At 60.8% G+C, this 17,766-nt stretch carries 15 protein-coding genes and 5 pseudogenes; 14 read left to right on the forward strand and 6 right to left on the reverse strand.

Annotated elements, in window-relative coordinates; translation table 11 throughout:
- Nucleotides 1–77 precede the first annotated feature (77 nt).
- Genes IVA82_RS28435 through IVA82_RS49115 form a run of 3 tightly spaced genes read right to left on the reverse strand, consistent with a single transcriptional unit; the run spans nucleotide 78 to nucleotide 1,985 of the window.
- Complete coding sequence (locus IVA82_RS28435; RefSeq protein WP_247387491.1) at nucleotides 78–758, reverse strand: hypothetical protein; 681 nt, start codon at nucleotides 756–758, stop codon at nucleotides 78–80.
- The gene (locus tag IVA82_RS49110) at nucleotides 755–1,216 is read right to left on the reverse strand and encodes a tyrosine-type recombinase/integrase (protein WP_346658775.1); all 462 of its coding nucleotides are present in this window, start codon (nucleotides 1,214–1,216) and stop codon (nucleotides 755–757) included. Before IVA82_RS49110 ends, IVA82_RS28435 begins: the two co-directional genes overlap by 4 nt.
- Nucleotides 1,203–1,985, reverse strand: a complete 783-nt coding sequence (locus IVA82_RS49115; RefSeq protein ID WP_346658776.1) for a hypothetical protein — start codon at nucleotides 1,983–1,985, stop codon at nucleotides 1,203–1,205. Before IVA82_RS49115 ends, IVA82_RS49110 begins: the two co-directional genes overlap by 14 nt.
- Before the next feature lie 552 nt (nucleotides 1,986–2,537).
- Between IVA82_RS49115 and IVA82_RS28445 the strand changes: the two genes are divergently transcribed.
- Nucleotides 2,538–2,858 carry a response regulator gene (locus IVA82_RS28445; RefSeq protein WP_247387492.1) on the forward strand — a complete coding sequence of 107 codons (321 nt, stop codon included), beginning with the start codon at nucleotides 2,538–2,540 and terminating at the stop codon, nucleotides 2,856–2,858.
- Between the two features lie 107 nt (nucleotides 2,859–2,965).
- On the opposite strand, the gene IVA82_RS28450 is transcribed toward IVA82_RS28445, so the two are convergent.
- On the reverse strand, nucleotides 2,966–3,361 hold the full coding sequence (locus tag IVA82_RS28450; RefSeq protein WP_247387493.1) for a response regulator: 396 nt from the start codon (nucleotides 3,359–3,361) through the stop codon (nucleotides 2,966–2,968).
- A gap of 288 nt (nucleotides 3,362–3,649) precedes the next feature.
- On the opposite strand from IVA82_RS28450, the gene IVA82_RS28455 reads away from it, so the two are divergent.
- The 8 genes and pseudogenes from IVA82_RS28455 to IVA82_RS28490 all read left to right on the forward strand — a co-directional run bounded on the left by IVA82_RS28455 (nucleotide 3,650) and on the right by IVA82_RS28490 (nucleotide 11,715).
- Nucleotides 3,650–3,859, forward strand: coding sequence for a hypothetical protein (locus IVA82_RS28455; protein ID WP_247387494.1), 210 nt, complete (start codon nucleotides 3,650–3,652; stop codon nucleotides 3,857–3,859).
- 19 nt (nucleotides 3,860–3,878) lie between these two features.
- Nucleotides 3,879–4,484 (forward strand): carbonic anhydrase, encoded by a 606-nt coding sequence (locus IVA82_RS28460; protein WP_247387495.1) that lies wholly within the window; start codon nucleotides 3,879–3,881, stop codon nucleotides 4,482–4,484.
- 381 nt (nucleotides 4,485–4,865) lie between these two features.
- Nucleotides 4,866–5,000 (forward strand): annotated as a pseudogene (locus IVA82_RS28465) (antirestriction protein ArdC); the annotation flags it as partial.
- A gap of 110 nt (nucleotides 5,001–5,110) precedes the next feature.
- A pseudogene (locus IVA82_RS28470) lies at nucleotides 5,111–5,456 on the forward strand (ParB/Srx family N-terminal domain-containing protein); the annotation flags it as partial.
- A 293-nt stretch (nucleotides 5,457–5,749) separates the two neighbouring features.
- Nucleotides 5,750–8,782 (forward strand): strawberry notch family protein, encoded by a 3,033-nt coding sequence (locus tag IVA82_RS28475; RefSeq protein ID WP_247387496.1) that lies wholly within the window; start codon nucleotides 5,750–5,752, stop codon nucleotides 8,780–8,782.
- On the forward strand, nucleotides 8,782–9,843 hold the full coding sequence (locus IVA82_RS28480; RefSeq protein ID WP_247387497.1) for a toprim domain-containing protein: 1,062 nt from the start codon (nucleotides 8,782–8,784) through the stop codon (nucleotides 9,841–9,843). Before IVA82_RS28475 ends, IVA82_RS28480 begins: the two co-directional genes overlap by 1 nt.
- Before the next feature lie 332 nt (nucleotides 9,844–10,175).
- A complete protein-coding gene (locus IVA82_RS28485; RefSeq protein WP_247387498.1) occupies nucleotides 10,176–11,099 on the forward strand; it encodes a DUF2493 domain-containing protein in 924 nt (307 codons plus the stop codon).
- A gap of 136 nt (nucleotides 11,100–11,235) precedes the next feature.
- Nucleotides 11,236–11,715, forward strand: a complete 480-nt coding sequence (locus IVA82_RS28490) for a hypothetical protein (protein WP_247387499.1) — start codon at nucleotides 11,236–11,238, stop codon at nucleotides 11,713–11,715.
- Here IVA82_RS28490 and IVA82_RS28495 read toward each other — a convergent pair.
- A pseudogene (locus IVA82_RS28495) lies at nucleotides 11,699–11,850 on the reverse strand (DUF736 family protein); the annotation flags it as partial. The gene IVA82_RS28490 and the pseudogene IVA82_RS28495 sit on opposite strands and share 17 nt — an antisense overlap.
- 414 nt (nucleotides 11,851–12,264) lie before the next feature.
- Between IVA82_RS28495 and IVA82_RS28500 the strand changes: the two are divergent.
- The 4 genes and pseudogenes from IVA82_RS28500 to IVA82_RS28515 all read left to right on the forward strand — a co-directional run bounded on the left by IVA82_RS28500 (nucleotide 12,265) and on the right by IVA82_RS28515 (nucleotide 16,862).
- Entirely contained in the window at nucleotides 12,265–12,585 is a 321-nt protein-coding gene (locus IVA82_RS28500; protein ID WP_247387500.1) for a DUF736 domain-containing protein, read from the forward strand.
- 633 nt (nucleotides 12,586–13,218) lie between these two features.
- Nucleotides 13,219–14,314, forward strand: a pseudogene (locus IVA82_RS28505) (IS630 family transposase).
- Nucleotides 14,315–15,235: 921 nt separating this feature from the next.
- Nucleotides 15,236–16,006, forward strand: a pseudogene (locus tag IVA82_RS28510) (ferredoxin--NADP reductase); the annotation flags it as partial.
- 673 nt (nucleotides 16,007–16,679) lie between these two features.
- Nucleotides 16,680–16,862, forward strand: a complete 183-nt coding sequence (locus IVA82_RS28515; protein WP_247387501.1) for a hypothetical protein — start codon at nucleotides 16,680–16,682, stop codon at nucleotides 16,860–16,862.
- A 388-nt stretch (nucleotides 16,863–17,250) separates the two neighbouring features.
- Here the strand turns inward: IVA82_RS28515 and IVA82_RS28520 are convergent, their stop codons facing one another.
- Nucleotides 17,251–17,469 (reverse strand): helix-turn-helix transcriptional regulator, encoded by a 219-nt coding sequence (locus tag IVA82_RS28520; protein ID WP_247387502.1) that lies wholly within the window; start codon nucleotides 17,467–17,469, stop codon nucleotides 17,251–17,253.
- Here IVA82_RS28520 and IVA82_RS28525 point away from each other — a divergent pair.
- Complete coding sequence (locus IVA82_RS28525; RefSeq protein WP_247387503.1) at nucleotides 17,455–17,700, forward strand: DUF2285 domain-containing protein; 246 nt, start codon at nucleotides 17,455–17,457, stop codon at nucleotides 17,698–17,700. The genes IVA82_RS28520 and IVA82_RS28525 overlap by 15 nt on opposite strands.
- Nucleotides 17,701–17,766: the final 66 nt, after the last annotated feature.

The raw sequence follows: 17,766 nt of genomic DNA on the forward strand, positions 1-17,766 counted from the left end.
GGCATCGGGGCGCTCCCTGGATCAGAGAAAAGTCGTTGCGGCACAACAACTTTCGCTGATTCGCGCCCCGGTGCGCTTCAACACTGTGAGAAATGCGAGTTAGTCCCGGGATCGAGATGACGCTGTGCCTTGGCCAAGGCGCGAGCGAGCTTTTCGCATTCGGCGGCATGGTTGGCGGTTGATCGCGCGGCCGCCCAATGCTGCAACATGATCGATACTGGCTCTCCCGCCAACTCCGGATGCGCTTGCAAGAAGCGATCGAACCGCCATAACCAGCGAGCCTGCGTCTGATAGCGATAACCTCTCGCCTGCATCAGCGCGATGTGGTTGCGCATGAGGTCGCCGAGAACACTGCCGAAGGGCGGGAACTGCCGTAGCGCTTCGAGTGCCTGATCGGGATCGGGCGCGAGTAGCGACCGCACGATCGCCTTGTCGCTTTTCGCATGGTACTCGGCACGCAAATCAGCAATGGGATTGCTGACGATCAGCGCTTCCCCCACGAGGAAGTCGAGGAAGCGATTGACGATGCGGGAGCGATGCAGCAGCGTCGCCATGGGCCAGTGCATGACATATTCGCGCAACCACGTTTCGAGCACTTCTCGGCCAAGCTGTCCGGGTGTGCGCTGATCCCGGATAACCACTTCCTGGAAGGTTCGGAGCGCCTGACGGTAATAGATCGGACTGGTCGAGCAGCGTAGCCGGAGCTGACCAAGATAACGGGCGATCGTTCTGCCATTGGTGTCGGGCCAAGCGTTCATGAGCGCACCTCCTGGCCCGGGATCTCCAGGGCAATTGCGCGCAGGTCCTCCGTGGCAAGTTTCAGGTAGGGGATCGTCGATTCCGTTGAACGATGACCCAATACGTCTCCGATCAGCTTTCGCGGGACCGACGCCCGTAGCAGACTGACTGCACGTGCATGCCGGAAGATATGCGGGCCGCGTTTGCCGCTTGGTGTGATGCCTGCCGCCTCGAGCCGCCGGCTGACTTCGTTATAAATGCGCACCATGGGAACGTAGGGTGCGCGGGTGCGAACAAAGATTTCCCGCACATCAGTTTCAGGGCGGCCGTGCCGGAGATAATCGATCAGCGCCTCCCCGACGGTCTCAAACAAAGGCAGCCGAGAATGATCACCCGTTTTGGAGCGGCGGATGTGCAGAACATCGCCGCGCCAATCGACATCTTCCAGTCGCAACCGGACTATTTCACCGGCACGCAAGCCATACACCGCCAGAAGCTGGAGGTATGGCATGGTCGCGCAAGCCCATCGGCGACCGGTCTTTTCGGACAAATTCCAGGACGGTCGAGATCTGATCCGCACTTAACGCGGATGGGATGCCTTCATACGCATAGAGCAGCGGAGCAATGACATGCTGGGAGAGATCGGCCGCGATGCGGCCCGTCCTATGGAGATGCCTCAGCAGCGACCGAAGCCGTTCGGCGACATCTTTCAAGGATTTCCGCGTCAGCCCGCGAGCCCGCATATCCATGTAGATATCGAGGTCGCGGACGGTCAGGCCTGCAAAATTGGCGTTCGAATGCTTGATGAGCCAGGCACAAAAATTTCGGGCTTCCCACAGCAAGGCGTCGACCGACGCCGTGGCGAGCCCGCGTTCCTCCCGCAGCCATGTCTGATACTGATCGCACACCTCTCGACCAAGACGCTCGCCAGCATTGATGGCCGCAGCTTCAAGTGGCCAGCGCTTCAACGCGAGTTTCAGCAGCGCGTGGATTCCTGATCTGGGAATGCCTATCCAATAGCGAGCTGGAGCGCGGCCATGACGCTTGCGAAATTGTCGAACCGCAAACCGCAGATAAGCCGTTACGTCGGCCCGCGTGACTGCTTCGAGAGCAATTTCGCGTACCGTCAGATACGCAAGAAAGTAGTCGGCGTTGCGGCAATAGTTGTGAACTGCAACTCGATTATATCGCTGTCGCGTGAGCGCATCCCTAAGCTCCGCGACAAGGGTACCGTATCCATGTGGCATGAAGGCTTCCTCAACTGTGTTTGATCAACAGCCGATGGTCTCATGCCGGAAATAATGCGCAGCAAATCGCAAGCCTTTTTAGCCGATCTCCACAAGCCGGCCGCGCTAAGATTCTTCCTTCAAATTATGATCTCCTGCTGATTACTCGAGGGGCTGCGTTCCGACAAACGAGCCATCTTCACCGCCGCGAAGCAGGGCGCAGCAAATCGCCGACTGGATGCATGGGCAGCAGACCGATGCTCAGCAGGACGAGGTCCGGGGCGCCGCATAAGCGCCCCCAACTCCCCCGTTTCCTGGTTTCCGACCAAAGAGGCTCAGTTGACTCAACCCTCGGAACAGCGTCTCGATCAGCGGACATTCCGGCAGGGTGTCGTCGGCCTTTAGGGCCGGCGCGCCCGAACATCTGGGCAAGCTCTGGCCCCACGCTGACCATCACGTCGCCATCGCGCTCTAATCCTAAGAGCGCTAGAATGGTAGAGTCGCATTCGGTCGGAGGTTACTCAGGTGAGGTCGGCCTCTATCTTCCTTCTAGAAGACGAAGCTCTCGTCCGAATGATGATAGCGGACATGGTGGGGGAACTTGGTCACCGGGTCGTCGCCGAAGCCGGAACTATTAGTGACGCTAGCCCGTATGCTCTGATGGGTGAGTTTGATCTCGCCATTCTCGACATCAACATTGGCGGTTTTGGCGTCGACCCCATTGCTGAGACCATCGAAAGGCGAGGGCGCCCCTTTCTGTTCGTCACGGGCTATGGGCAGCAGCATCTTCCCTCCTTGTTCCGCAGAAGACCAGTGCTGCAGAAGCCAGTCTCAATCGACAAACTGCGGGAAACGATCAATTCCCTCCTGACGACGGCTGAAAGAGATAAGTAAAACGGCGTAGCGAACTTGTTCAGACGTGGGATGCACGGCTATCGTTTTGCCGGTTCTCAAACAGAGAGCCCCCGCAGACTGCACGGGGATCAACAGCACCCGTGCCTCTAAGGTGCCCTCGGTGGGGCGGAGGCAGTGATGAGGAATTGAGAGACGGCGGTCACCAGCTGCGCCAGGGCAAAAGGCTTCTGCAGAAGGACACTGCTGGGGACACCTTGCGAACGCCATTCGTTACCAGCGCCTGCGGTGATGTACAGGACAGGCAAGTCGGGCGCGATCTTTCTCGCCTTCCGAGCCGCTTCCCAGCCGTTCATACTATCGGTCGGGTAAATATCGATCACGAGCGCCCGGTAGTTCGCCTGCCCACTTTGGAGGAGGGTCACCGCTTCGTGGACGGATGCCACTATTGCCGGCTGGTAACCGCCTTCCGTCAGGGCATCACCGATCAGCTCCTTGATGGTCTCGGCGACTTCCACGACGAGAATGATTGGACGTTCTTCCACTCGCCTTTCCCCCTCAGCGACGCACACCAACCCTCAGCTTAAAACGCCCACCGGCGTTTGGTTCCCTGGCATCGTTCACAGTTAGCATTTGCAGCCGGGCACGGCCGCAAATGCCGCGCGCATCGGAGTGGACGTGCGCGCGAGGACGGTGGACGTCTTTGGCCGAGCCAAAGCCTCCGGCCGTTTACTCCTAACAAGTTCTCTTCGATCATGATATTTTGCGGATCCTGAGCGATCGTGTAGAGCCCATGTACCGTAGGAAGCAGCTAAAGGGTATAGGCGTTTGGCGTGATTACCTTGACCCATCCTTTCATCAACGATCCCAAGTATTGGCACGAGCGAGCTGAGGAGCTTCGCTCCATCGCGAAACTTCTGGATGACACAGAAGCCAAACGGCAAATGCGCGCCATTGCTGCGAGCTATGATCGTCTCGCCGACCATATGCAGCACCGGTCTGAAGGGATCAAAGTGTTGAAGCGAGCGCGGCATCAACAGTAGCCTAGGAGCCGACCATCTCATGCTCGATCAGCTGAAGGAAAACAACCGCGCTTGGGCCGAGGGCAAGCTCGCCGTCGATCCCGGCTTCTTCAAGCGGCTGGAGGGACAGCAGAGGCCCGAATATCTGTGGATCGGCTGCTCCGATAGCCGGGTGCCTGCGAATGAGATTGTGGGCCTGGACCCGGGCGAACTGTTCGTCCACCGCAACGTCGCCAACCTCGCCCCGCCGCAAGATGCGAACTATCTGTCGGTGCTGCAGTTCGCCGTCGATGTGCTCAAGGTAAAGCACGTGCTGGTGGTCGGCCACTACGGCTGCGGAGGTGTGGCCGCAGCGGTGGACGGCGAGCGGCGGGGCCTCGTCGACCACTGGCTACATCCGATCCGCGAAGTCGCCCAGGACCACAAGGACGAGCTCGCCGCCTACACCAACGACCGAGAGCGGCTGAACCGGCTCTGCGAACTCAACGTCATCCGCCAGGTTAGGAACGTCGCTTCCGATGTCTTCGTCCAGGAGGCTTGGGCGCGCGGCCAGCCATTGGCGGTGCATGGCTGGGTCTACTCGCTATCGAGCGGGCTAGTTACTGATCTTAGCGTAACCGTGACCGGGCCGACATCGCCGGGATGACAAGCGATTCAGGCATCATTCCGGGTAGCAATGGCGAACGAATGCGACCCACCATCCGTCACTCCTTGCGTCATCTCGGCCGATCGAGCACCAGCCCGCGACGAAACTGTCGGTGACCTGAAGCTCGCTGCTATCTCGTTCGGCGAGGATGCCGCCAAGCTGTCCTGCGGGCCGCTCGAACGACCGTTAACGCCTGGCGTTGGAACGCCTCGAAAGCCCGTCACGATCGGCAAAGCGACCATCGTGGAAACAGGACCAGAGCGTTCTCGCCTGGCTCGATACCCTTTAGCAGCGAGGAAATAATGTGGAGGAGATCGCAAACTATCGCGGGATAGCACCGGAAATGTGGTGCTCCTTCACATTATGAACTGCTGCTGATTACTTGAGGTGCTGCGCGAGGACAATCGTGCAATTATCCGGGCCGCTTCCCAAGCCAGCAAGGTCGCCGACTATCTCCTTGGCTTCCTCCCAGAACCAGTTGTCGACATGATGACGGAGGATCAGCAGGCGGCGTGAGGTTCTGCTCGGTAGCCGCGGGCACAAGAGTAAGAGAGGGGCAGGGGCGTTTCCGTGACGGGTTGGAGGCCGAGAGAGAGGGTCTCGGCTGCCCGTCGTGGAGGATCAATATGACGAAGGCTGTCCACAAAGATCACGCTGTCCCCTCACGTGACATTCCGTTCAACAAACTGGTCCTTAGCCAGTCCAACGTCCGGCATGTGAAGGCGGGCATTTCCATCGAGCAACTTGCCGAAAGTATCGCGCAGCGTACGCGCCTGCAAAGTCTCAACGTGCGGCGGTTGTGGACGCCGGGGGCAATGAGGCCGCCATGTTCGAGGTGCCGGCCGGCGGCCGGCGCTATCGCGCGTTGGAACTCTCGTAAAGCAGAAGCGCACGGCGAAGACGCAGGCCGTTCCTTGTGTCGTGCGCGAGGGGGGCATTTCTGAAGACGACTCGCTTGCAGAGAATGACGAGAGTGAAGCCGGCCCGCTGCCCGACTTTCCTCGCCGATGACGTGGATCGGGACAACGCGAGCGAAGATGATCCGCCAGCTCGACGCGGCTGAGTGACATCGTAGAAGGGACGGCTCCGGCCGTCCGGCAATTGCTTGGGGACCGGTGTGTCGTGCCGGTCCCCATTCTTATGGCGAGATTCTTATGGCGAGGGCTGAGAGGGAGAGCCGGGCCGGGAAGGGTTTGAATCGCCGTGGTCTTAAGGAGAGCGCTGGGCGGTTCGACCCGTTCCTGCTCTCTGAAAGAAATCCTGCCATGACCGAATCTCTTGCCGGCGGCGCTGCCGCCGCGCCGCTCTCGATGCGTGCCGCTACGAGCCTCACCTCAGCTGTCATCCGGGCTGCGCGACAGCTTGTGACGGATCTCGAGGGCGGCGGCCGCATCGATGCCGCTGTCTTGCGCAACGCCATGGAGGCGGCCTTCGGCACCTCCGACGCGACCGGTGCCTGGACCTGGAAGACTGCCTATGACGCCTGCGAGACGGCGACCGTTCTGTTACTTCGCAAGTTTGGCCCGGCCATGCGTACCAAGGCGGGCTCGACCGCAGCCATGCTGCCGATGCTCGCGAGAATCTCGAGCGGTCAACCGACCCACACGCGACGCTCGGAGGACAGCCAGGCCCTTCAACAGTTCTCGATGCCAATCCCGCTCGAGTTCGCCGTATGCACCGCGGCCGGCGTCCTTTCTACCACCTACGCTACGCTGCGCACCGATGAGCGTGGCGAGAAGCTTTCGCGCGTGCGGCAGATCGTCGAATGGTTGGGCTCCGACTTCGACGGAGTGATTGTCTTCGACGAGAGCCACGCGATGCAGAACGCGGCAGGCCAGAAGGGCGAGCGCGGCGACCAGACGGCCTCCGAGCCGGGGCGTGCGGGGCTCAGGCTCCAGCACGCGTTGCCGAATGCCCGCGTCGTCTACGTCTCGGCGAGTGGTGCCACGACCGTGCACAATCTGGCTTACGCCCAGCGCCTGGGATTGTGGGTGGGCGATGATTTGCCGTTCGCTACCCGGGCCGAGTTTGTCGAGGCGATCGAGGAGGGCGGCGTCGCGGCCATGGAGGTGCTGGCTCGTGACCTCAAGGCGCTCGGTCTCTACGCGGCGAGGTCTCTATTCTACGAGGGCGTCGCGTACGAGCTCATCGAGCACGAGCTCACGCCCGAACAGGTTCGCATCTACGACGCCTACGCTGGCGCGTTCAGCGTCATCCATAACAATCTCGATGCCGCGATGCGGGCCGCGAATATCACGGGCGAGATTAGCACGCTGAACGGCCAGGCCAAATCGGCCGCGCGATCTGCCTTCGAGAGCGCCAAGCAGCGCTTCTTTGGCCACCTCCTGACTTCGATGAAGACGCCGTCGTTGATCCGCTCGATCGAGCGCGACCTTGACGCCGGCCATGCCGCCGTCATCCAGATCGTCTCCACCGGCGAGGCGCTCATGGAGCGCCGGCTCGCCGAGATCCCGACCGAGGAGTGGGGCGACGTCCAGGTCGACATCACCCCGCGCGAGTATGTGCTCGACTATCTCGCCCATTCTTTTCCGGTCCAGCTCTACGAGCCGTTCACCGACCAGGAGGGCAATCTCTGCTCCCGGCCAGTCTATCGCGACGGCCAACCGGTCGAGAGCCGGGACGCCGTCGCCCGCCGCGACCGCCTCATCGAGAAGCTCGCCTCGCTGCCGCCGGTCCCGGGCGCGCTGGACCAGGTGATCCAGCGCTTCGGAACCAATTTGGTCGCCGAAGTGACCGGCCGCTCGCGCCGGATCGTTCGCAAGGGCGACCGGCTGGTGGTCGAAAACCGAGCCGGTTCGGCCAACCTCGCTGAGACCTCGGCGTTCATGGACGACGTCAAGCGTATCCTTGTGTTCTCCGACGCCGGCGGCACGGGGAGGAGCTACCATGCAGAACTCTCGGCGCGGAATCGCCGCCTGCGGGTCCACTATTTGCTCGAGCCCGGCTGGAAGGCGGACGCCGCGATCCAGGGGCTCGGCCGGACGAACCGGACCAACCAGGCGCAGCCGCCGCTGTTTCGTCCCATCGCGACGGACGTGAAGGCAGAAAAGCGCTTTCTCAGCACCATTGCGCGCCGGCTCGATACGTTGGGAGCCATCACGCGTGGCCAGCGCCAGACCGGAGGGCAGGGACTATTCCGGCCGGAGGACAATCTCGAAAGCCAGTACGGGCGTGATGCGTTGCGTCAGCTCTACACGCTGCTGGCGCGCGGCAAGGTCGAGGGCTGCTCGCTCGAGAGGTTCGAGGATGCGACCGGCCTGAGGCTCACGGATGCCAATGGGCTCAAGGATGACCTGCCGCCGATCACGACTTTCCTGAACAGGTTGCTGGCGCTCACGATCGAGCTTCAGAATATCCTGTTCACCGTCTTCGAACAGCTATTGACGGCTCGGATCGAAGGCGCGGTTGCCTCGGGAAGTTATGACATCGGACTGGAAACGCTCCGCGCCGAGAGCTTTGCCGTCACCGACCGGCGGACGATTTATGTCCATCCCGGCACTGGCGCCGAGACCCGGCTTCTCACGATCACCCAGCGCCAGCGCAATCATACAGTGAGCCTGGATGACGCCCTTGGTCGTCTTTCCGAGCCTCGCGCAACCCTGTTGATCAATGAGCGCTCGGGACGAGCCGCGGTGCAGGTCCCAGCTCCGAGCTTCATGCTTGATGACGGCGAGATCGAGCGACGCGTCCGCCTGATCCGGCCCATGGAACAGGACAGCGTCTCCTTAAGAATGATGGCGGAAAGCCATTGGCGCGACGCCGACCGCGAACGCTTCGCCGCGGCCTGGCTGGCGGAGCTTGCCGAGGTGCCAGCGTTCACGGACAGCACGATCCACGTCGTGGCCGGCTTGCTGCTGCCGATCTGGAGGCGGCTGCCGAACGAGTCGACCCGCGTCTATCGGCTGCAGACCGACGCGGGCGAGCGGATCATCGGCCGCAAGGTCTCCGCTATGTGGGTCGCGAACGTCCTTGCAGCGGACGCGCCTGTGTTGACGCCGGATGCTGCCTTAACCGCGCTCGTGGAGAGAAGGGCCGTCCTGGAGCTTGCGGAGGGACTCCGGCTTCGCCGTGTCCAGGTGATGGGCGCACACCGCATCGAGTTGTCGGGATTCAACGACACGATGCGTGATCGCTTGCGGGCTTACGGGCTCTTTGGGGAGATCATCTCCTGGAAGCTACGCATGTTCGTGCCCACGGACGCGAGCGGTGTCGAGATCCTGTGCAAGGTGCTCGACCACTATCCGGTCGCGCGCATCAGCGAGCGGGAGGCCGCCTGATGCCCCGCGATGCCTCCGAGCTAGCACGCCGCCTCGGGCGCGAGGCCGAGGCGGTGTGTCGACACTATCTCTCCAACGGCAAGCGGGAAGGGCGGTACTGGCTGGTCGGCGATGTCCACAACACGCCGGGCCGCTCCTTGTTCGTGCGGCTTCAGGAATCGCTGAAGGGTTCCGCCGGCAAGTGGACCGATGCCGCAACTGGCGAACACGGTGATCTCCTCGACATCATCCGCGAAACCTGCGGCTTGCGCGATTTCCCGGAGGTCGCAGAGGAGGCGAGGCGCTTTCTGAGGCTGTCTCGTACTGAACCGGAACTCGTCCAGAAACCCGTTCGTCTGTTAGCACCGGCTGGATCGCAAGAGGCGGCAAGACGGCTCTTTGTCATATCGCAACCGATCGAGGGGACCGTGGTCGACGCATATTTGCAGCGTCGCGGAATAGCCCAAGTGCACCATGGCGGGAGTCTGCGGTTCCATCCACGCTGCTACTATCGGCCGGGCGAACACCTGCCGATCGAGACTTGGCCGGCGATGATCGCCTGCGTCACAAATCTCGAAGGCAAGATCACTGGCGTGCATCGTACCTGGCTCGATCCAGACGGCTTCGATCGAGTTCGGCTTGGCAAGGCGCCGATCGACACGCCACGACGGGCCATGGGCGACCTTCTCGGCAATGCCGTTCGGTTCGGCGTGGTGGACGACGTGCTCGCTGCCGGCGAGGGGATCGAAACCATGCTGTCGTTGCGCTATGTACTGCCGGGTATGCCAATGGCGGCTGCGCTTTCGGCCAATCACCTCTCAGCCATGAAGCTGCCGTCTAGCCTGCGTCGGCTCTACATCGCCCGCGATGCCGATACCGCCGGGGATGCGGTGCAGGCGGTTCTGACTCAGCGTGCAACAGACGTCGGCATTGAGGCGATCACGCTGTCGCCACGGCTGGGCGACTTCAACGAAGATCTGCACGTCTTCGGTCTTGACGGTCTCCGAGCGGCCTTGCGGATTCAGCTCGTACCTGAGGATGTCGTCCGCTTCCTGCATTCGTCGACGGTGCCCGCGGAGTAGGTCACGACGGTTCGATCGACAGTGATAGGCCGGTCATAGGCGAGGCCAATCCCGGAAAAGGACGCGATCTCGGCCTTCTAGAGGGCGATCGGACGGCAAGCGGCCCGGGCCGGCAATGGCTGCGTCCGGTTATTTTCCGCCGCGCGCCGGCGATGGAAAGACACATCATACAGTTGCCGCGCGCGCTTTGCATCGCGAAGCAAAATAGCCTGCCTCCGCCATCCTCCGCTGTCGCTTCGGCCCTGTCGGGTTCTGGCCCGTTCCGCCCGCCGTCAGAGGATCGCCACGAAGGCCGCGAGGGTCGCGGCCGATCCGGCAAAGGACCTCTTCCCATGACCGACCATGACGACATCGAATTGCCGCACGCCTCATCTCCGACGGACCACGTCCTCACGGAATTACAGCTCTTCGGCTACCGTCCCTTCGACGACCAGCCCGATCCGAGACCGCTTCCCGAGGGCAAGATGATCGCCGGCGCCCTTGCCGATATCTTTGACGCCCTTGTCGCGACACTGAACGACACGCGGCTTGAACCCGACCTTGACGATCTGCTCTGGTCGACCGTCAACCTGTTCCATCGTGCCGTCGACCGCATCGAACGCCAACTCGACGACAACGAGCAGGCGCAGCAGAAGAGCCAACGCGAGCAGAACGGCTCGGAAGTGCGATCCGTTGAACTCGAGCGCCTGACGGCCGAGGGCATCACCCTGATCGAGCGCCGCAATTGCCTGGAACTGTTCCGGGATCAGGCCATCGAGCGATTTGAGGTCCACACCGGTTCAGCTTGGCGTCCTCGGTCGGGATCATTGGTCAATCACCGAAAGCTCACCGCGGCAATGATCGACTCCCGCGACTTCATCGCCGCCAAGCGTCGTTCCGAGACTGAGGTCATGTTGCCACCAGGACCGAAAATCGCACTCACCGGTGGGCTCGACTTCAATGACCACCACCTCATCTGGGACCGCCTCGACAAGGTTCATGCCAAGCACCCGGACATGGTCCTCTTCCATGGCGGCTCCCCGAAAGGCGCTGAACTGATCGCCTCGAAATGGGCGACGAGCCGCAAGGTGCCGCAGATCGCCTTTAAGCCCGACTGGACGAAGCACGCCAAGGCGGCGCCGTTCAAGCGCAACGATGCGATACTCGAACTCCTGCCGATCGGCGTCATGCATTTCCCCGGCACGGGAATCCAGGACAATCTCGCTGACAAGGCGAAGCGGCTCGGCATCCCGGTCTGGAAGTTCGGCGGGGCGTGAGGGCCGTCTTGCTCGCCTCCAAGACAAGGTGGAGTTGCACGCCGCAACTCCGCCTCGTTTGGATTTTAGGTCCGAAGCCGTGCCGCGGTGGTGGTGGAAGGCGCGACCAGTACATCTATGCATTGGAGCCACCGCCATGCTCGCGCTTGGGCTTCTGCTCAACACACTCGGCATCGGTCTATTCTGCTGGCTGATTTTTGCGCTGGCGGTCTTTGCCTTGCCGTTTTTCGTCGCACTCAGCATCGGGATGTTGGCATTTCGTGATGGCGCGGGCGTTTTCGGCGCACTGCTCATCGGAATTGCTTCTGGCGCGCTGACGCTTGCCGCTGGTCAGGTCGCCATCGCCGCTAGTCAGTCCTTGACTTTGCGCATCGCGATCGCAAGCGCATTTGTCGTCCCTGCGGCAATCGCCGGCTATCAAGCGGTGTTTGCGCTTTCGCAGATCGGAGGGGCTTCGCTGGCTTGGCGCGAGGCCTTCGCTTGCCTAGGTGCGGTTTGCATCGGCGGCACGGCATGGACGCGCTTGAGAGTTTTGGCGAAGACCCGCCCACTCGAGTCAGGTCGGGCGATGGAGCGGTCCCAGCCAGTTCTTACCGCCACTATCCGCAAGGGATGACCCTTGCGCCTTCATCATCGAACAGGTTCGCGTAGATCGGTGCGTTGAATGAGGGATCATCGGGACGCGAGCGGGAAGCCAGTCCTTCTCGGAGTGCCTTGACTAATCCGCGTCCATTTCGGCCCAACCCACGTAGCTGCAGCGGTGCGGCGTGCCCCTTGATCATTCCTTCGAAGAGGACACCGCCCTTTGCAGCAGATTGTTTCTCTTTCTACGCCGGATCGTTCGCCGCTCTTGTTCAGATGAACCGAGATACGCCACGTCTTCTCCTTAAGATTGCGGTTCAGCACGCGACGCACGTGGCCTCTTTGATGGCTTGATCTGGCCGAAGACCGGCTGCGCCTCGATCGTCTGAGCCGCAACGCCGTTGATGCGACTTTCTTCCCCTGGGCTTCGCCCATTCCTCGCGAGACAAGAAAGTCGCCACAACGGCGTCCTCCGCTGCGCTCCGGCCCGCAGACCGCGGGTGCGTCGCCGATCGTCTTCGGCTTCAGATCGCCACCGAGGCCGCGGTGGTCGCGGGCTCGAAACACAAACAGGAGAAGTAACATGGCTAACATCGGTTCGTTCAAGAAGGTCGGTAACGAGTTTCACGGCGAGATCGTCACCCTGAGCCTTCAGACCAAGGGCGTCCGCATCGTCGCCGAAACCAACCGCTCCAGCGACAACGCGCCCAGCCACCGCATCTACGTGGGCCGGGCGGAGATCGGGGCAGCCTGGTCGAAGCGCTCCGAGGAGGGCCGCGACTACCTCTCGCTCAAGCTCGACGATCCCTCCTTCAACGCACCGATCTACGCGAACCTGTTCGAAGACGAAGGCGGCGAGGGGTACACCCTGCTCTGGTCGCGGCCGCGCAAGAACGGCGAGTGAGACTCGCTCTAAAGCCCGCCCGAGTTGATCGGGCGGGTTCCTTTTGGAGCCTAAAGTCGAAAACATCAACGCTGCCGCTGCATCGGCGCAGTCGATTTTCGTGAGTCGCGTTCTAGAGCTCGCAGTGCCACTACCGATCTGGGTGGTTATAAGGTCGCTCTTACGCAGCAGTGCTATTTCTTCTTGGAACGTGGCTCGCCGGCTTGCGACCCTAGGCGAAATCCTTCGGTGTCGTCGCTCCTCTGGGTGGCTGAACAGAGCCTTCAGCTAAGTGAACACACAGCGTCTCGGCCAGTCAGTCGAGAAAGATCAATTCTCCGGTTCTCAGATTGCCTCTCGAGGCCACCCATATATGAGGGGTCACTGCCGGCACTGTAGGCACGTGGCTCTTGGGGCACCGAGGCCTTGCCGATGCTGGTGCCAGTCGTGCGGAGCGCGTCTGCCTCGCCGCTGCGCAACCGTTTGCTGATCTTGCATCGGGCAGCAACAGACAGGCACCCGATGGTTGGTGTGCTGTAGTGCGCATTCAGGGAGCGCAACATCACCTTTGGTTCAAAAAGGCGCCGCGGTCAGCGTCCCGAGCCACAAGTCCGCAATCGTAGATTTGCATTAGATTTGCGTCGCTGTGCCAAGATGGAGGATGTAGCAGGGACGGAGAATGTGATGGCGGTCCGGCAACTTGCCTCCCTGACATTGAGCGATGAAGAGCGTGCCGAACTGAAGTCGCTGACGACGCGGCGGAAGACGCCGCTGGTGCTGGTGCTGGCGCTGCGAGCGCGGATCGTGCTGACGTGCGCGGAAGGCGGTCAGAACAAGGAAGTGGCGGCCAAGCGGGGCCTTGACGGGCCGACGGTAGGCGGCGGCGTTTTGTGGAGCGGCGCGTGGACGGCTGCACGACGAGCCGCGCTCCGGGCACCGCGTACCGTTGAGGATGCCCGCATCGAAGCCGTGATCGTGGGGACTTGGAGAGTTGCCCTGAGAACGCCATCCATCGGAGTTCCCGCGGCATGGCGAAGGCCAGCGGCCTGTCGGTGTCGACCGTGCAACGTATCTGGCGGGTCTTCGGGCTCCAGCCGCACCGGACCGAGGCCTTCAAGCTCTCCACGATCCAAACTTCATGGCCAAAGTGCGCGACGTCGTGGGCCTTTACATCTGCCCGCCGGAGCACGGTGTCGTTCTATGCGTGGATGAGAAGTCCCAATCCGGGCGCTGGACCGCAGCCACCATGCTGCCGATGCGTCCCGGCCAGCCGGCCCGAAGCGAAGCATGACTACAGAAGACATGGCACCACATCGCTGTTCGCCGCTCTCGACATTGCGTCCGGACGAGCCATCGGCGAGTGCTAGGGAGGTCACCGTGCTGCCAAATTCCGTCAGTTCCTCGACGAGATCGAGGCCGCTGTGCCGCCCGAACTCGACGTCCATCTCGTCATGGACAATTACGCCACGCCCGCACTGATCCGACGATGGATGGCTAAAAGGCCGCGCTGGCACGTGCACCTGACCCGACCAGTTCGCATGGCTCAACCAGGCCGGGCGCTTCTTCGCTCTCCTCACGGATAAAAAGATCAGGCGCGGCGCAGCGTCGCCGCTCTCCGGGCAGACATCACTTCGTTATTGATCGACACAACGCCGATCCCAAACCGTTCCGATGGAGGAAGTCCGCCGATCACATCCTTGCATTCATCGAACGCTTCTGCCGGTACAATGCCCCGACAAACACGATGTGATGTTGCGATCTTGTTCAGGACAGGGCCTTCTATTCCGCCGAACTGCCGCTCGATGCAGACCTTGAAGTCCGTGCCCATGCCTCTTGTGCTTCCGCTTCGGTCCTTGGTTGAGTGGAGGCTGAAAGCACGCGGCAGTCTGCATCGGACCGAGCATATGCCGTCATGACAAGGCCCGCTGTCCACAGGCGGTCGGGAAAGTTCGGGACAAGGTGCGGCGTGAAATCCATCGAAGAAAGTGGCCAAGATGCAGGATTTAGCCGTGAACACGCGCCTCATTGCATTAAGTAACATCACAGAGTTGTTATAGTCAGCTTGAGCAATCACGCGCGGTCGAAGAAAGCATGTTCAGGGGATTGATATCTCGGCGAATCTCGGAGCGTCGATCCTCATTGGGGTTCCCGTTCTAGTAGCTTTGCAACCGAGCGCAAGGTCTAGGCGAGATGCAAGAGGTATTTTGTACGAAACGCTCCACTGAAGCCGAGACACCACACTCAGGTGGGAAACGAGATTGTTTGTTCACTATGTACTGTGTTTGTCGGAGCAAATGCGCCCAAGTCTGCCATTGCGTCTGCTCGAGGAGGGGCACGACCACTCGGCGGGGAGTGAGCTGGCAAGCCAGCCTACCGCCCCGCGTGAACTGGGGAAAAACTTCATCTGGGGATGCCGGCGGGCTGAAGAGTAAAGCGATTAGATAATCTACGTGAATGGGCAGCGCCTGGGGTTGATCGCTACAGGAGGGGCACAGGCCGATCTTCTAATGAAAGCCAAAGCGGTTGTGGGCGTGAAGCTATCGGTCCAACTCTACTTCATCGAGAGCCTCATCTGGTGCTTGTAGTATGCTCATTCGGAAAACTGGTGCAAACTTTGCGCGAACGCGGCCCGTGGATTTGGATCATGCCTTAATTTCGCCGGGACGGTGAGATGAGCAAGTTCAGCCAGGAAAACGTACTGAGCGTCCATCACTGGACCGACAATCTCTTCAGCTTCACCACGACCCGGAATCCGTCGTTCTGCTTCCGTAGCGGTGAATTCACCATGATCGGGCGCAAGGTCGACGAGAAGCCGCTGCTGCGGGCCTACAGCCTCGCCAGCGCTCATTACGAGAACCGGTTGGAATTCTTCTCGATCAAGACACCGGATGGTCCCTTAACCTCGCGTCTGCAGCATCTGAAGGCGGGTGACGAGATCATCGTCAGCCGCAAGGCGACGGGGACGCTGGTCATCGATAATCTCGAGGACGGGCGCAATCTGTATCTGATCGGCACCGGCACCGGGCTTGCGCCGTTCCTGAGCGTGATAAAGGATCCCGAAACCTATTTGCGATTCGAGAATGTCGTGCTGCTGCATGGCTGCCGCCGCGTCGCCGAGCTCGCCTATGGCGAGATGATCACGGAAAAACTGCCGCGCGACGAACTGGTCGGCGACTTCGCGCGCTACCAGCTGATCTATTATCCGACCGTGACGCGCGATCGCTTCTATAACCGCGGCCGGGCCACCGATCTGATCGTTTCAGGCAAGCTGTTTGCGGATATCGAATTGCCGGATCTGGAGCCGCAGCATGACCGCATCATGATCTGTGGCAGCCCCGGCTTGGTGCGCGATGCCCGTGAGCTATTGGTGGCGAAGGGCTTTGTCGAAGGGAATCAAGGCAAACCGGCGCAATTCGTGTTCGAAAAAGAGTTCGCAGAACGAAACAGGTTCGTCTTCGGAGAAGGGGGGCACATGAACCATGACGACAAAGTACGAACCGCCATGAAGCATCGACGATGACAGACGAAGAGCGCGAGCTAGAGCGCTGCAAGCAAGAAATTCTTCGTCTCACACAGCTTGTTGTGTTTCTCAAACGGCAGGTTGTGCAGCTTTCTGAAATCGTCTTACGCAACGTCGTAAAGAGCGTCGGGGGCGGAAAGTCGGAACGCTCGTGAGTCTGTGAGCGACGCTGAAGTAGCGCGCTGTTTCCCAGCAGCGTGGATCCCTCGCTTGGGGCGGCGGGGAGCGGCCCCGCCCTTGCGCTCATCGGGACCGGGCTCTCAATTTTCAGTCGGAGGCGCGGTGCATATGAGGACTAATGTTCAACCGTGACGGTGACTTTGGGATCAAACGGAATCCGCTAAGGGCCAGCCGGGAACATGGAGTTGCAATAAAGTCATCTCCTCTTATGCGGATTTGGCGAGACAAGGCTGGGGCGATTTCAATTGAGTGCGGCCTGATTGCGGCCGGGATTTCTGCTACTGTTGGCCTTGCGCTGACTGTTCTTCACCAACCGCAATGTAGCTTGCAGTTCTTCACCTTCACCAAACTGTTCGACGCGCCAGCTCGAGAAGTTGGATCTCGTACCTGAACGCAGCAATAGTAGGAAAGGCGAATGACCGTCAGCAAGTATCAGTTCAGGCACGAGCTGCGGCTGTTGATCGACACGCAGATCAGCTCCTCGAGCACGTTCGAACACTACGTGCTAGTCACACGGGAGCTGGAAAAGGCGAAGAACAGGCTGGAGCTGGACGCTGAGAAATTCCCGGACGAGGAGGTCGACGCCTGTGAATTATAGCGCCGGCCCGAGTGCTTAGCACTCGTTGATCAATCCTCGGGCGGAGGCTGTGTTGGAATGGTAAAGCCCGCCTTTAGGCAGCCTATTGTGACCATGGTCTTGAAGCCCTAATTTCCGGTCCTCATAGAAGAATTGCCGGGTAAACGGCTCATAAGCTTGCTATTTGGTTCGCAGTATAATCGCGAGATAGGCGCAGTGTGGTCAACGCGCTCCGAAGGAAGCGCGCGAATACCTCTCACACGAGCTTGACGGTTCTCCTCGACGCGCCGATATGCGCGAACCTGTTCGATGACGAAGGCCGCGAAGGCTACACCCTAGGCGGAGCTTCGTGTTCAAGCCATGCAGCAACTGCCGAGTAACCGGAAACAAGCGTCTGGCCGAAGTCCTTTCACTTTTGCTTCGGCGTCTTGGTTTGCTCTTTGCAGAATTCCTCATCAGGCAACACGAGATCGACGTGGCTAAGGCCTAATGTGCTCGCGAGTTCGAACAGCGTCACTACCGTGGGATTGCGCCGGCCACGCTCTAAATCGCTGATGTATTGTTGAGTAAAGCCGGACGCCTCGGAGATCCGCGTGCACGCTTCACGTCGGTTGTGGCGCGCTATCACCGGCCGCGCCCCAGGACCCCCTTTTGTCAGCTTTCGGCGCAGCGACGCGAACGATTGGCCTTGGCGCTGTGCGCGCTCGATGGGCACTTGGATGGCGCTTCTTATCGCGTCATCGCCGAAGTGCTGTTCGGCCGAAAACGCATCCCTGAACGCGCCTGGAAAACCCATGAGCTGCGCAGCCGGACCATCCACCTGGTGCGTACGCCCACGATGAAGGCCGCCTTGTTCTGAGAGGCGGATTGAGCACTCATAAGCACGTGTTTAAGAGCGAGCTTAAGAGCGATTGATGGGTCAGAT

This window comes from Bradyrhizobium sp. 142 (assembly GCF_023074015.1).
Classification (GTDB): Bacteria; Pseudomonadota; Alphaproteobacteria; order Rhizobiales; family Xanthobacteraceae; genus Bradyrhizobium.